This window comes from Pseudomonas sp. DWRC2-2 (genome assembly GCF_049897885.1).
GTDB classification, from domain to species: Bacteria; Pseudomonadota; Gammaproteobacteria; order Pseudomonadales; family Pseudomonadaceae; genus Aquipseudomonas; species Aquipseudomonas azotoformans_A.
The window spans coordinates 1,121,447-1,135,091 of record NZ_JAFCXD010000002.1 but is presented as its reverse complement, the minus strand read 5'-3'; the positions used below and the strand labels follow the sequence as shown (position 1 = coordinate 1,135,091).

The window sequence follows — 13,645 nt, the reverse complement described above, 5'->3', positions numbered from 1 at the left end:
GCAAAGTACGTTTTAATCTTTAAACGTCTATGCGCCGGCAGCTATAGTCGCTGGCATATTGCCCCTACTCAATCGACTACCTTCTCGAACAACAAGGAATGAGCAGTGAAAAAACTCGTTAGCGCCTCTCTCCTGGCCGCCGGCCTTGCCCTGGCGGGCGCCGTCCAGGCTGCCCCCGTCACACTGCTCAACGTCTCCTACGACGTGATGCGCGATTTCTACAAGGACTACAACGCCGCCTTCCAGAAACACTGGGAAGCCGAGCACCCGAACGACAAGCTGACCCTGCAGATGTCCTTCGGCGGTTCCAGCAAACAAGCGCGCTCGGTGATCGACGGCCTGCCGGCTGACGTGATCACCATGAACATGGCCACTGACATCAACGCCTTGGTCGACAACGGCAAACTGGTGCCGGACAACTGGGTCACCCGCCTGCCGAACAACAGCGCGCCGTTCACCTCCGCCACCGTATTCATCGTGCGCAAAGGCAACCCGAAAGCCCTGAAGGACTGGCCGGACCTGTTGAAAGACGGCGTGCAAGTGATCGTGCCCAACCCGAAAACCTCGGGTAACGGCCGCTACACCTACCTGTCGGCCTGGGGTTATGTGCTGAAGAACGGCGGCGACGAAAACAAGGCCAAGGCCTTTGTCGGAAAACTGTTCAAGCAGGCTCCGGTGCTGGATACCGGCGGCCGTGCGGCGACCACCACCTTCATGACCAACCAGATCGGCGACGTGCTGGTGACCTTCGAGAACGAAGCGGAAATGATCGCCCGTGAATTCGGCCGTGATCAGTTCGAAGTGATCTACCCAAGCGTTTCCGCCGAAGCCGAGCCGCCGGTGTCGGTGGTCGACAAGGTGGTCGAGAAGAAAGGCACCCGTGTAGCGGCCGAAGACTACCTGAAGTACCTGTGGTCGCCAGAAGGCCAGGAAATTGCGGCCAACAACTACCTGCGTCCACGAGACCCGAAAGTGCTGGCCAAGTACACCGACCGCTTCCCTAAAGTCGACTTCCTGTCGGTAGAGAAGACCTTTGGTGACTGGCGCACCGTGCAGAAGACTCACTTCAATGATGGTGGGGTGTTTGATCAGATCTACTCCGGTCAATAACCGGCGAAACGCAGTAACAATTGTGTGAGCGGGCTGGTTGCAGTGAGTGGGGCTGCTTCGCAGCCCAGCGCGGGGCAAGCCCGCTCACCACAACAAGCCTGCTCCCACATTGGGCTTTGTGTCTGGCAGTTACATCGGCGGTGTCACGCCATCTTTGCCGGCTGAGATGGCCTGGGCCGTAATTGTTCCATCCGCCCCCTGCGCTGCAAACAACACCACCTTCACCCCCGCCTTGAGCAAACTGCGATCCCCCGGCTCCAGGTTGACGATCGGCACATCGTCCGGCACCACGATCTTCTGCTCGCCACCTTTGTACTTCACGGTCAAGGTGCGCCCGTTGCTGACGACCAAGTCGCCGACGGTGCCATTGGTCATGCTGCTGCCTTCTTTTAAGTCAAACGCGCGATGCCCGTCGCCCGTGCCGGCCATGGCCGGTGGGAAGACGTGCACTTCCAGTGCGGTCAAGGTGCCATCGGCGTTGGGCATGGCGGCGGAGCCAATGTAGCTGCCTGGCTTGATCTCATCGATCTTGGCCAGGGTGACCGCGCGCACCTGAGTGCTTGGGGTCAGGTGCACGATGACGTCTTCGCCGCTGTTGACCTTGACGTGCATCGCATCGCCTTCCATCGCGGTAATGGCACCGCGCACGCCCACGCGGGGAGCCTCGGCAGACTGGGCCAGGCCTACGGCCATCGCGGCGGCCAGGGTGGAAGCCAGGAGCATCTTGTTCAACGTGATCTTCATGGGATTTCCTGTTTCGGCAGTTGTTTCTGAATGTATCATTACCCTTCGCGCAGAAAGTTAACGATTCACTCATCATTACCGGGCATGAGTGTTATCACTGCCAGCGGCCTACCCGGGCTACGGTGTTGTCTTTAGGCTCGCCCCACTTTCCTTCGCATTTATGAGAACACCATGAACGCTACGTCCCACGCTACAACCACCATGACCCGGAGCATGGTGATGCTGTTTGCGTTTTGCTGCGGCGCCATCGTTGCCAACATCTACTATGCCCAACCGATCATCGAGCTGATCGCGCCGGACATCGGCCTCACGCCCGCCATGGCCAGCCTGATCGTCTCCTTGACGCAGATCGGCTACGCCCTGGGCCTGTTTTTCCTGGTACCACTGGGCGATCTGCTGGAAAACCGCAAGCTGATGATCGCCACCACCGTACTGGCCATCGCCAGTCTGTTGGGTGCGGCGTTTACCGAGCAGCCGAATCTGTTCCTGTTGGTATCGCTGCTGATCGGCTTCAGTTCGGTGTCGGTGCAGATCCTGATCCCATTGGCCGCACACCTGGCGCCCGCCGAGTCCCGTGGCCGCGTGGTCGGCAGCATCATGGGCGGCCTGTTGCTCGGTATCCTGTTGGCACGGCCCGTGTCGAGCGTGGTGGCGGACCACTTCGGCTGGCGCGCGATGTTCATGGCCGCAGCGGCGTTGATGGCGTTTATCAGCGTTGTGTTGCTGATCACCATCCCCAAGCGCCAGCCCGACCACAGTGCCACCTATGGCCAGTTGCTGCGTTCCCTCGGCACCTTGTTGCGTGAGCAGCCGGTGCTGCGCCAGCGGGCGTTTTATCAGGGTTGTATGTTCGCTACCTTCAGCTTGTTCTGGACCGCCGCACCACTGGAGCTGGCGCGTAACCACGGCTTGAGCCAAAGCGAGATCGCGCTGTTTGCCCTGGTCGGTGCGCTGGGCGCCATTGCCGCGCCCATCGCCGGTCGCCTGGCCGATGCCGGTCACACTCACCGCGCGTCGTTACTGGCCATGCTGTTTGCCGCGTTGAGCTTCCTGCCAGCCTTCGTGCACCCGTTGTACAGCGTGATCGGCCTGGCGGTGACCGGCGTGGTCCTGGACTTCTGCGTGCAGATGAACATGGTGCTGGGCCAACGCGCCATCTACGCCCTCGACGCCAACAGCCGCAGCCGCCTGAACGCGCTGTATATGACCAGCATCTTCATCGGCGGTGCCTTCGGCTCGGCGATTGCCAGCAGCGTGTATGAACACGGCGGCTGGTTGGGCGTGATGCTGGTGGGCAGCGCGTTCCCCTTGATCGCGCTGCTGCGTTTCCTGAGTGCCTCACGTCAGGCCACGGTCGCCACTGCTTGAGGAGAGGTTCAAGACTGTTTTTTTTCCGCGGATGCTTGGCCGGCAGGCGATGTCAGCAGGCTCAGCAACTGCGAGAAAAAGGCCAGCAGGGTGAATGCGAACATCTGAATCAAGCCGGCAGCTTGCTCCTGCGTCTTATCCGTCACAGGAGGGGGAGCGGGTGTCGGGACCGGAGGAGGCGGCGCCGGAGTGGGAGCAGGTGCAGGCTGCACCTCCGGTGCTTGTCCCTCCCACAGCACATCCGTTGGCTTGATTTCGCCCTTGCTCTTGAGCAACAGGTCCGGCTTACCCGTACCCTTCAGGTCAATCGCCAGGCTTGAGAGACCCGTACTCGGATCATGCTTGATCACCGCCTCCCCGGCGCGACCACTGAACCGATCAGTGAAAACCAGCGCACGCACACCCGCCTCCTTCAAGGCACCCGATACGTCGATCTTATCGGTGCCGGTGGTGAAATCCTCGATCATGTCCGGGTCGGTCGGCGTGGAATCGCTGGCCTTGTCGTAGACAAAGGTGTCGGCGCCGCCACCGCCTCTCAAGGAGTCGCCCTTCCCGCCGCCCTTGATCCGGTTCGCCGCCTCATTTCCCGAGATGTTGTCTCGCCCTGCGCCGCCAATCGCGTTTTCAATCGTGCAGCCCTTGGCGATGGACACATTGCCCTTCAACCCGCCCACATCAGAAAAAGACTCGGCGTTCAGGTTGATGTTCTGGTCCTGGGAAAACCCGGAGAAATCCATCGTGTCGACACCACCACCGTCCCACACACAGAAGACAGGTTTGTCCGCAGCGCTTTTGAGGCTCATCGCCTCGCGCTCGGTATTGGAGTTGAAGCCATAGGTGGTATCGGTTTTGCGGGTCTCATGATTGGCACCGTAGAGGCGTTGGGCTGCAGCGATATCGTCCATCATCGGCGCAGACGGATTCTGCCCCTTGAAATCGTGCCCCTTCTGGTTTTTCTCCGACCAATAACTCATCACCGTACGCGCTTTGGTGTCTTCGGCGTAGACCGCGCCGTTCTGGTAATCGAAACCGCCCCCGTTATAGTTCCCCGGATGATGCAGGCCGATGGCGTGGCCGACCTCATGGATAGCCGTCACCGAAAAGTGACTGCCCAGACTGCCCAATGCCGGTGCCCCACTTTCTCCCCGTGTGCCAATCGTGGCCGTTGTCTGGGTAGTGAAACGGCCAGGGAAGGTGGCCACCCCACGGTCACTGCCTGGGTTGTTGCGAATGTTGAGTGTGCCGTCCGCCCCGCCCGCCTGCTCGCGAAAGTTGATATTGGCCACATCCTGCCAGGACTGCACGGCCTGGCGAACACGTCGTTGCTGCTGCTGGGTGAAACTGCCATCCACCGTGTAATTCACATCGACTTTCGAATCGCCGTTGCGGTCATGAAAGCGCAGGTTTTCTCGCGTGAGTTGGCTGGCTGCCTGGTCCGTTGTGTATGAGGGCTTGTTGCCAGCCCCCACGCCAAATGGGCCGGGGTCCGATACCGGCAGGTTATTCAGAGGACTCCTACTGCGCAGGTCATAAGTATTCATTGTGCGACGCCTTTGGTTTCAATAAAGAGAGTCGGCCAACTGATTGTTAGCCAACGGGTCCAGAGGGAAAGTCGCACGCTGAAAAATCCGACACCACCGTAAAGTTAATACCAACCACAACACCCGAATGCCCAGAAACACGAGGCGATACCACCAGGAATGCCTTTGCAATTTAAACAATCGACAACATAAAGACCCGGACGGCATCGCGTTGTTTTGGCAAGAAAAAAACAAAATCTAAAACAACACTGTTCGCTCAACTACACGGTTATCCCAACGGTCAGGACATATCCCTTAACCCTTCCTCAGGACCGCACCAGCTTCTCCAGCGCAGCGTCCGCCAGAAAGGAAGAGCGGCTCTTGACCTTGTGTTCACGCACATACCGGTCGATGCGCTGGATGACGTAACCAGGCAACGTCACGTTGACCTTTTCGGTCTTGCCCAGGTAGGGCGAGATGTCCAGCTCCAACATCCCCCAACCCATGCCGGCGTAGTCTTCGTGCGCGTGATGGTTGGCTACCGACGTCGGCATCGGAATCGGGCCGCCTTCTGCGGCAATCTCTTGCAGCATGATGTGCGCGATTTCCACCGCAGCGTTATAGGCCTCTTCGAAACTGTCCCCGGCGGTGACCGCACCTGGGATATCGGGGATCTGAATACCGGTGGCGGTGAAGTCATCGCCCCATTCGATACAGATTGGGTATTGCATGAACGTTCTCCTTAAAACTGAAACAAGCCGGCGCGTTTCCTGATGCTTCTGACGGTGCCCAGCGGCAAATCCTTCTTGGGATGCGGCACAGGGATGGTGTAGGGGCTATAGCGGTGGGTAAAAATATGATGACTGCCCGTGACCCGATCCAGCACCCAACCTGCCTCTTGCAGTTCCTTGATCAATAACCTGCTTTGCACCCGAGCCTCCTTGGCTTGGCCTGAATAAAAATAACCCTAGAGTTACCTTTACTCAAGCACAAAATACGCAGGTCTGACTGACGGCTGTTTTACTGGATATTGAAAACCCACCCGTTCGACATTGGAAACGCATGACACATCCGGGTCATCGCCTTAGGCTTGAACGCCGCCAAGCCCGACAGGAGCCACCGATGGACCGCCTCACCGCCATGGAAACCTTCGTCCACGTCGTCGAAACCGGCTCGTTCTCCGCAGCCGCCAAACGCCTGGGCATCGGCCAGCCCGCCGTGTCCAAGAGCATTGCGCAACTGGAGGCGCGCCTTGCCGTGCGGCTGGTGATGCGCTCCACACGGGGCCTGACCCCCACCGAGGCGGGCCTGGTGTACTTCGAACGGGCCAAGCGGGCTATCGATGAAGCCAACGCAGCCGACGAGGCCGCCCGTGGCGCCAGCGCCGGATTGACGGGCAACCTGCGGGTCAGCGCCGGCGTGACGTTCTCCCGCATGCGGATCATTCCTAACCTGGGCCCCTTCCTGGACCAACATCCAGGCCTGAACATCGACGTTTTGCTCGACGACCGACTCCTGAACCTGGTTGAAGACGGCATCGACGTCGCCCTGCGTATCGGCAACCTGAGTGATTCGGGCCTCACTGCTCGCCGGCTTGGCCAAAGTCCGTGCAGGGTATTCGGTACGCCGGCCTACTTCGAACGTTTCGGCGAGCCACAGAGCCCGGCGGATATCCTCAACCACCAGGCCGTGATCTACAGCCTCGGGGAAAGCCCGCTCTGGCCCTTCAAACAAGGCCTTCACGAACACACCATCGCCGCTCAAGGACGCTTGCGCGTCACCTCTTCCGAAGGTTTGCGCGCAGGTGTGCTCGCCCACCACGGCCTGGCGATGACGTCCGAATGGATGTTCTCGCCGGAATTGGCCAGGGGTGAGGTGAAGCCCGTATTGACCGATTGGGAACTCCCGCCAAAGGACCTGTGGGCGGTATTGCCGACGGGGCGAATGCCGAGTGCCAAGGCCAAGGCATTTATCGAATACGTTGAAGGGTTATTGAGGAAGTAGCGTTCTGTGCAACCGTAGGCGTTCAGATAATCCGGCCATCCCAGCCGACCGTGACATGCCGTGGCAACTCACGCCGATGCTCCAGCAACCACGCATCCAACGTATGCCCCACATGGGTCAACACCCCCTGTTGCGCGCCAGTTTCCTCAATGCTCTGCAACGCCAGCGTCAGGTCATTGTGATTGCGCGGCGCTTGCGGCTGCGGCGGCATGGAGCAATCCAGTACCAGCACGTCCAGGGGTTCGCGTTGCAGCCAGGCTAATGTTGCCGGCGGGAGGCCGACCGTGTCGGTGAGGTAGGCGATGCGCCGCCCCTCGCCTTCCAGCAGGTAACCCAGGGTCAGTTTGGAATGCTGCAACGGCAACGCCGTGACGCTCAACTCGCCAAATTGGCGTGTTTCAAACTCGGCAAAAGGCTGGCTGAAATCGAGAATGCCCGGATGCTTGTACAGATCGGACAAGCCCTCCGGATCCGCCGGGCCGTGCACCGGAATCACCAGCCCCTGCCCCCAGCGCAGGTGCAGCAAACCCTGGGCATGATCAGCGTGATAGTGGGTCTGGAAAATCCCGTTGAAGCTGCGCGGCGGGAAGCGCTCGGTGAGGTCGGGCAAACCGCTGTCGATCAGCCAGCGTTGGTCGCCGCATTCGATCAGCGCGCTGCACGGGCGGCGGCGCAGGCTTGCGTCGCTGCGCGCCAGACCGCACGCGGGGCATTCGCAGCCGTACACCGGGACTTGCCGCGCGTCACCGGTGCCGAGCAGCGTCAGGCGCATGCCGAGTGCCCGTGGTCGAGGCAGCACAGCAGGCGCTCGACCGTATGTTCCAGCGGCCCGGAGTTGTCCAGCACGAACAACCCCGCCCCATGCCCCGCGATCAACTCAGCGGTGAACCGCGTATTGCGTGCCAGGCGCTCCTCGATATCCGCCAAGGCCTCACGCCCGCGTGCGATCAAACGCTGGCGCAACACCGCCTGGTCCACCGTCAACAGCAACACCAGCGACGTCGGATAACGCGCGCGGGTCTGTGCCAAGTGCGCGCGGGAGCCGTTGACCAGCACGTCGTCACCCGCCGCCAGCCACGCGTCGATCTCCTTGGGAATGCCATAGGACAAACCGTTCGCCTGCCAGCTGAGGGCAAAGGCGCCCTCGGCCTGCAGCGCGGCGAACTGCTCCGGGCTGACCCCTTGCGCGGCCTCGCCCACCGCTTCCGCCGAGCGGGTGATAACACGGCGCACGATGCGGCAACCGCGCTCGGCCAGGCGTGGCCGTGCAGCATCCAGCAGGCTGTCCTTGCCCGAGCCGGACGGCCCGATGAGATAGATCAACCTGCCTGCCATCAAAACACCCTCTTCGCTTGTCGCCATACTTGTTGCACCACCGGCAGCCCTTCGCGGCTGCGGGCCTGGACCAGGTCCGCGCGCAGGCCAATGGCGATTTCGCCGCGATCGCTCAGGCCCGCGGCTTTTGCCGGCGCCAGGCTGATCATCTTGACCGTTCGCGACAGGTCGCCGCCGTCCTGCTGGTCGGCCAGCACAAAGGCCGCCTGCAACAGGCTGGCCGGGTAATAGTCGCTGGAAAGTATATCCAGCAATCCCTCGGCCGCCAGGCCGGCGGCGGCCACATTACCCGAGTGCGACCCACCGCGCACCACGTTCGGAGCGCCCATCAATACTTTCATGTCCAGCGCGTGGCAGCCCTTCGCCGCTTCCAGTGTGGTGGGAAATTCCGCGATGGTCATGCCGTAGCGCGCCGACTCTTGCACGTGGGCCAATGTCGCATCGTCGTGGCTGGCGACGGACAGGCCGCGCGCCAGGCAATGCTCGACGATGGCGGCGCGATAACGGTCGCTGTACGCCAGGGAATTGGCCTTTTGCAGCACGATGAACGCGTCCATGGTTTCGTCGTTCAGGTGGTACTTGCCCATGTAGTACTCACGGTACTTGGATTCGAGCACGAACTGGCGCTGGCCCGGCGAATGGTCCATCACCGACACCAGTTGCACCAACGGGTTTTCCACCAGGTCGCGGAACACGCTGAGGGTGTCCGGGTGGCACAGCTCGCAGCGCAGGTGCAGGTGGTGCTCGGCGCGCGTCAGGCCGGCACCTTCCGCCTGGGCGATGGCGTCGAGCATCGCCGGCAGCTTTTTCATGCGGTTGCCCTTGGGGTTCACGTCGCCGATAGACACCGCGTCGAACACCGTGGTGATGCCCGCCGCGATGATCTGCGCATCGTGGCTGAGCACGGCGGAGGTCGACGGCCAGTCCACGCCGGGGCGCGGGGTCATGTGTTTTTCCAGGTTGTCGGTGTGCAGCTCCACCAGACCAGGCAAGAGGAAATCGCCGCCCAGGTCCTGGGCCTGGGGCAACTGGCTGCGCCCTTCAGCGAGGTCGACGATCTTGCCGTCGCGCAGCACCACCGAGCCCAGGAACATGCGATCAGCCGTGACAATCTTGGCATTACTGAGGATCTGTTCAGCGGGCATGGGCGTATTCCTCTTGGGCAACAGGCGTGGGGGTCATGTCGAAATGGCGGTCGGCAACCGCTTCACGGGCGGCGCGGTCATGGAAGATGCCGATCAGCGCTGCGCCGGCGGCCTTGGCTTCGTTCATCAGCTCCAGCACCACCTGGCGGTTGTTGTCGTCCAGGGACGCGGTGGGCTCATCCAGCAGCATCACCGGCCAGTCCACCATGAAGCCGCGGGCGATGTTGACGCGCTGTTGCTCGCCCCCGGAGAAGGTGCCGGGCGCCAGCTGCCACAGGCGTTGCGGGATATTCAGGCGGGTCAGCAGGTGTTCGGCACGCGACTGCGCATTGGCCTTGGACCAGCCACGGGCCAACGCCGGCTCCATCACCACGTCCAGGCACGCCACGCGGGGGATGACCCGCAGGAATTGGCTGACGTAGCCGAGGGTTTGCTGACGCACCTGCAAGATGTCACGTGGCTCGGCGCCGACCAGCTCCAGCCACGCGCCCCCATGCTGCACACGAATACTGCCGCCCGCCGGCAGATAGTTGCCGTAGAGGGTACGCAACAAGGTGCTTTTACCGGCGCCGGACTGGCCGTGCAGCACCAGGCATTCACCGCCCTGCACACTGAACTCGACGCCGCGCAGCACGTTGAGCACCACGCCATGTTGCTGATGCAAAGTGAAGGTTTTCGAGAGGTCACGGACCTCGATCAAGGCATTTGTCATGGCTGCAATACCGAAGACACCAGCAGTTGAGAGTAAGGGTGCTGTGGATCGTCGAGGATCTGGTCGGTGAGCCCGGTTTCCACCACACGGGAGCGACGCATCACCATCAGGCGGTCGGCCAACAGGCGCGCGACAGCCAGGTCGTGGGTGACGATCACCACCGCCAGATCCAGCTCACGCACCAAGCCGCGCAGCAGGTCGAGCAGGCGCGCTTGCACCGACACATCGAGACCGCCGGTGGGTTCGTCCATGAATACAAGCCGTGGGCTGGAGACGAGATTGCGGGCGATTTGCAGGCGCTGCTGCATGCCGCCGGAGAAGGTGCGCGGCAGGTCATCGATGCGTTGCGGGTCGATTTCCACCTGGCTCAACCAATCGAGACCGGCACCGCGCAGTTGCGCGTAATTGCGCACGCCCTGGGCCATCAGGCGTTCGCCGATGTTGGCGCCGGCTGACACCCCCATGCGCAAACCGTCGCGGGGGTTCTGTTCGACAAAGCCCCACTCGGTACGCAGCAAGGTGCGGCGCTCGGCTTCGCTGGCGCTGTACAAATCCAGCCATTCGCCGTCCTTGCTGCGATACCCGATGCTGCCCGCTTGCGGCGGCAGGCGCCCGCTCAACAGCGAGAGCAAGGTGGATTTACCCGAGCCGGACTCGCCAACGATGCCCAACACTTCACCGGGGTAAAGATCGAAACTCACGCCTTGGCAGCCCTTCTCCGGGCCGTACAAAAGGGACAGGTCACGCACTTGCAATAACGGCTGGCTCACTGGTTGTTCTCCTTGACGCGTTGCGCGCAATACCAGGTGTCGGAACAGACAAAACTCTGGGTGCCCGCATCGTCCAGAATCAGCTCATCGAGAAACGATTCATGGCTGCCGCAGATGGCGCAGTTGTGTTCCCACTTCTGCACGTCGAAGGGGTGGTCTTCAAAGTCGAGGCTGGTGACCTGGGTGTAGGGCGGCACCGCGTACAGGCGCTTCTCGCGACCGGCACCGAACAGCATCAGCGCCGGGCTCATGTCGAGTTTCGGGTTGTCGAATTTGGGGATCGGCGACGGGTCCATCACGTAGCGCTCGTCGACCATCACCGGGTAGGCGTAGCTGGTGGCGATATGGCCGAAGGTGGCGATGTCTTCGTAGAGCTTCACGTGCATCACCCCGTAATCATTCAGGGCGTGCATGGTGCGGGTCTCGGTTTCCGACGGTTCGATAAAGCGCAGCGGCTCGGGAATCGGCACCTGGTAGACCATGATCTGATCGGCCTGCAGCGGAGTTTCCGGGATGCGGTGGCGGGTCTGGATCACCGTCGCATCCGGCGTGGCTTCGGTGGTGGCAACGCCTGCGGTGCGCGCAAAAAAGCGCCGGATCGACACGGCGTTGGTGGTGTCGTCGGCGCCCTGGTCGATGACTTTGAGCACGTCCTCCGCGCCGAGGATCGCAGCGGTCAATTGCATGCCGCCGGTGCCCCAGCCGTAAGGCAACGGCATTTCGCGGCCACCGAACGGCACTTGATAACCGGGGATCGCCACGGCCTTGAGCAAGGCGCGGCGAATCATGCGTTTGGTCTGTTCGTCGAGGTAGGCGAAGTTGTAGGCGGCGTCATTCATGGCTCGGGCCCTCGGCCGGTTGGCGCAGTTTGCGGATCAGCTCCAGTTCGGACTGGAAGTCCACGTAGTGCGGTAATTTGAGGTGCGAGACAAAACCGGCCGCCTCGACGTTGTCGCAGTGGGCCAGTACGAATTCTTCACGCTGGGCCGGCGAGACGATCTCTTCGTTGTATTCCCCCGCGCGCAGCGAACGGTCCACCAGCGCCATGCCCATGGCCTTGCGCTCGGCATGCCCGAACGCCAACCCGTAGCCGCGAGTGAACTGCGCCAGTTCAGTGGCCGAGCCGACGAACTGGTTGACCATCTCGCACTCGGTGACTTCGATGCTGCCCAGGCAGATGGGAAAGCCCAGCTCTGGCGGGTCGATCCACACCTCGACGTCGCCGATGCGAATCTCGCCGGCAAAGGGGTGGTTGCGGCCGTAGCCACGCTGGGTCGAGTAGCCCAGCGCCAACAGGAAACCTTCATCGCCACGGGCCAGCGCTTGCAGGCGCTCGGCACGGCTGGCCGGGTATTCCAGTGGGTCGCGGGTGATGTCGGCGACGCTGGCGTTGTCGTCGGTTTCAGTCTTGATCAGGCCTTCTTTGGCGAGCAGGCCGAGCACCCGTGGGCAGGCCTCGATGCGCGCATCCGGCGTGGTCTGCGGGCCGGGGTATTCACCTTCGGCCAGCAGCGAGAAATCCAGCAGGCGGTGGGTGTAATCGAACGTCGGGCCGAGGAACTGGCCGCCGGGCACATCCTTGAATGTGGCCGACAGGCGTCGGCTCAACGACATCTGCGCAGTGTCGATCGGCAAGCTCGGGCTGAAGCGCGGCAACGTGGTGCGGTAGGCGCGCAACAGGAAGATCGCTTCCACCAGGTCCCCCGCCGCTTGCTTGATCGCCAGCGCGGCGAGTTCTTCGTCGAACAGCGAACCTTCGGTCATCACCCGCGCCACGGCCAGGGGCAGTTGCTCGCGGATTTGCCTCACGCTCAGTTCAGGAATCGCGGTATCGCCCCGGCGTTTTTTCGCCAGCAGGCGGTGGGCATTGTCGATGGCCTGTTCGCCACCCTTGACGGCTACGTACATCAGGCACGCTCCTCTGCGACACGGCTGCTGCGCGGCAGGCCGATCAGGTGATGGCCGGCGGCAAACAACACGTCCAGGCCACGGGGGAAGGCTTCGCGACGCTGGCGCTCCAGCCAGAAGGTTTGCGGCACGGGCACCTGCACCTGGCGCTGGGCCTTGATGCCCGGACCGCGCCAGAGCAGGCCGCGACCGGATTCCAGGTCGGTGAGCTGCACAAGCAGGGTGCAGGATTGGTCGGGATAACGGTCATTGCCGTGGTTGAAACCACTGAGGTCGAGCAGGTCTTGCTCACCGAGCAAGGCGAACACCGCGTCTTCACGGTTCGCCGTCAACGGGCAACCACAGTGGAACGCCAGGTTGGCGCGGATCAGCGGCGTGTCGAAGCTCGGCGCCAGCCACAGCGGCGTGTCCCCATCCAGCATCGCCAGGCACAGGGCATAGGTGGCGGGCGCCAGGCCATCGAGGCGCGGCGCGCAGGGCAGGTGCTGGATCAAACCGGGCTCGGCCAAGGCTTTGAGGGCGGCACGAAAACCGCGCTGGGCGTCCAGGACCGGGTCGACAAACGCCGGTTGCAACAGTTGCGCATTCATCAGTTTTCTCCTCGAACCAACGTGAAGAACTCGACCTTGGTCGCGGCGGTGTCGGCTTCTTTTTGCGCGCGTCGAGCGGTCTGTGTATTGGCCAGCGCGGTGATCAAATCGCTGAGCCAAAGACTTGGCTGCGTGCCTTGCAAGTGGGCATCGGCCAGGGCCGCCAACTCGGCATGGGCCTTGTCGCGCCCGGCCAGGTAGCTGTAGCCGGTGCGACCATCGGCCAGGCGCACCACGCAGCGGGTCACGCTCATTTCGCCGACGTTGAAGGGCGCGCCATTGCCGCCCATGCGGCCGCGCACCAGGGTCATGCCGATTTCCGGGGCGCGGATCAGTTGGTATTCCGCGTCTTTCAACGCGGCTTCGTGAGGTTGCAGTTCACTGAGTTGGGCGCGGGCGAGCACACCAATCCAATGCTGACGCGGGGACAGATTCATCA

16 protein-coding genes are annotated in these 13,645 nt (G+C 62.2%); 3 read left to right on the top strand and 13 right to left on the bottom strand.

Annotated features, from left to right (window positions below; all coding sequences use genetic code 11):
- Positions 1-105 precede the first annotated feature (105 nt).
- Positions 106-1,110: a sulfate ABC transporter substrate-binding protein gene (locus ACP7EW_RS13940; protein ID WP_033897617.1), complete on the top strand. Its 1,005-nt coding sequence runs from the start codon at positions 106-108 to the stop codon at positions 1,108-1,110.
- Between the two features lie 129 nt (positions 1,111-1,239).
- Here ACP7EW_RS13940 and ACP7EW_RS13935 read toward each other — a convergent pair whose 3' ends face one another.
- Positions 1,240-1,854, bottom strand: a complete 615-nt coding sequence (locus tag ACP7EW_RS13935) for a DUF5666 domain-containing protein (RefSeq protein ID WP_426217673.1) — start codon at positions 1,852-1,854, stop codon at positions 1,240-1,242.
- 171 nt (positions 1,855-2,025) lie between these two features.
- Between ACP7EW_RS13935 and ACP7EW_RS13930 the strand changes: the two genes are divergently transcribed.
- A complete protein-coding gene (locus tag ACP7EW_RS13930) occupies positions 2,026-3,222 on the top strand; it encodes an MFS transporter (RefSeq protein WP_095015309.1) in 1,197 nt (398 codons plus the stop codon).
- A gap of 8 nt (positions 3,223-3,230) precedes the next feature.
- On the opposite strand, the gene ACP7EW_RS13925 is transcribed toward ACP7EW_RS13930, so the two are convergent.
- The 3 genes from ACP7EW_RS13925 to ACP7EW_RS13915 form a co-directional block, all read right to left on the bottom strand.
- On the bottom strand, positions 3,231-4,763 hold the full coding sequence (locus tag ACP7EW_RS13925) for a M10 family metallopeptidase C-terminal domain-containing protein (protein WP_426217671.1): 1,533 nt from the start codon (positions 4,761-4,763) through the stop codon (positions 3,231-3,233).
- A 305-nt stretch (positions 4,764-5,068) separates the two neighbouring features.
- Complete coding sequence (locus ACP7EW_RS13920) at positions 5,069-5,473, bottom strand: type II toxin-antitoxin system HicB family antitoxin (RefSeq protein WP_426217669.1); 405 nt, start codon at positions 5,471-5,473, stop codon at positions 5,069-5,071.
- An 11-nt stretch (positions 5,474-5,484) separates the two neighbouring features.
- Positions 5,485-5,673: a type II toxin-antitoxin system HicA family toxin gene (locus tag ACP7EW_RS13915; protein WP_016978508.1), complete on the bottom strand. Its 189-nt coding sequence runs from the start codon at positions 5,671-5,673 to the stop codon at positions 5,485-5,487.
- Between the two features lie 191 nt (positions 5,674-5,864).
- Between ACP7EW_RS13915 and ACP7EW_RS13910 the strand changes: the two genes are divergently transcribed.
- Positions 5,865-6,746, top strand: coding sequence for a LysR family transcriptional regulator (locus ACP7EW_RS13910; protein WP_177113160.1), 882 nt, complete (start codon positions 5,865-5,867; stop codon positions 6,744-6,746).
- A 22-nt stretch (positions 6,747-6,768) separates the two neighbouring features.
- Here the strand turns inward: ACP7EW_RS13910 and phnP are convergent, their stop codons facing one another.
- Genes phnP through phnG form a run of 9 tightly spaced genes read right to left on the bottom strand, consistent with a single transcriptional unit; the run spans position 6,769 to position 13,643 of the window.
- A complete protein-coding gene (gene phnP / locus ACP7EW_RS13905; protein ID WP_426217666.1) occupies positions 6,769-7,518 on the bottom strand; it encodes a phosphonate metabolism protein PhnP in 750 nt (249 codons plus the stop codon).
- Positions 7,509-8,081: a phosphonate metabolism protein/1,5-bisphosphokinase (PRPP-forming) PhnN gene (gene phnN / locus ACP7EW_RS13900; protein ID WP_033897610.1), complete on the bottom strand. Its 573-nt coding sequence runs from the start codon at positions 8,079-8,081 to the stop codon at positions 7,509-7,511. Before phnN ends, phnP begins: the two co-directional genes overlap by 10 nt.
- A complete protein-coding gene (locus ACP7EW_RS13895) occupies positions 8,081-9,226 on the bottom strand; it encodes an alpha-D-ribose 1-methylphosphonate 5-triphosphate diphosphatase (protein WP_426217663.1) in 1,146 nt (381 codons plus the stop codon). The genes phnN and ACP7EW_RS13895 overlap by 1 nt, the downstream gene beginning before the upstream one ends.
- Complete coding sequence (gene phnL, locus ACP7EW_RS13890; protein WP_426217661.1) at positions 9,216-9,938, bottom strand: phosphonate C-P lyase system protein PhnL; 723 nt, start codon at positions 9,936-9,938, stop codon at positions 9,216-9,218. The genes ACP7EW_RS13895 and phnL overlap by 11 nt, the downstream gene beginning before the upstream one ends.
- A complete protein-coding gene (phnK, locus tag ACP7EW_RS13885; protein WP_177060121.1) occupies positions 9,935-10,744 on the bottom strand; it encodes a phosphonate C-P lyase system protein PhnK in 810 nt (269 codons plus the stop codon). The genes phnL and phnK overlap by 4 nt, the downstream gene beginning before the upstream one ends.
- A complete protein-coding gene (locus ACP7EW_RS13880) occupies positions 10,705-11,547 on the bottom strand; it encodes an alpha-D-ribose 1-methylphosphonate 5-phosphate C-P-lyase PhnJ (RefSeq protein WP_426217659.1) in 843 nt (280 codons plus the stop codon). Before ACP7EW_RS13880 ends, phnK begins: the two co-directional genes overlap by 40 nt.
- Positions 11,540-12,616, bottom strand: coding sequence for a carbon-phosphorus lyase complex subunit PhnI (locus tag ACP7EW_RS13875; RefSeq protein ID WP_426217657.1), 1,077 nt, complete (start codon positions 12,614-12,616; stop codon positions 11,540-11,542). Before ACP7EW_RS13875 ends, ACP7EW_RS13880 begins: the two co-directional genes overlap by 8 nt.
- On the bottom strand, positions 12,616-13,206 hold the full coding sequence (phnH, locus tag ACP7EW_RS13870; protein ID WP_426217655.1) for a phosphonate C-P lyase system protein PhnH: 591 nt from the start codon (positions 13,204-13,206) through the stop codon (positions 12,616-12,618). Before phnH ends, ACP7EW_RS13875 begins: the two co-directional genes overlap by 1 nt.
- Entirely contained in the window at positions 13,206-13,643 is a 438-nt protein-coding gene (gene phnG / locus ACP7EW_RS13865) for a phosphonate C-P lyase system protein PhnG (protein WP_426217653.1), read from the bottom strand. The genes phnH and phnG overlap by 1 nt, the downstream gene beginning before the upstream one ends.
- Between the last annotated feature and the right edge of the window lie 2 nt (positions 13,644-13,645).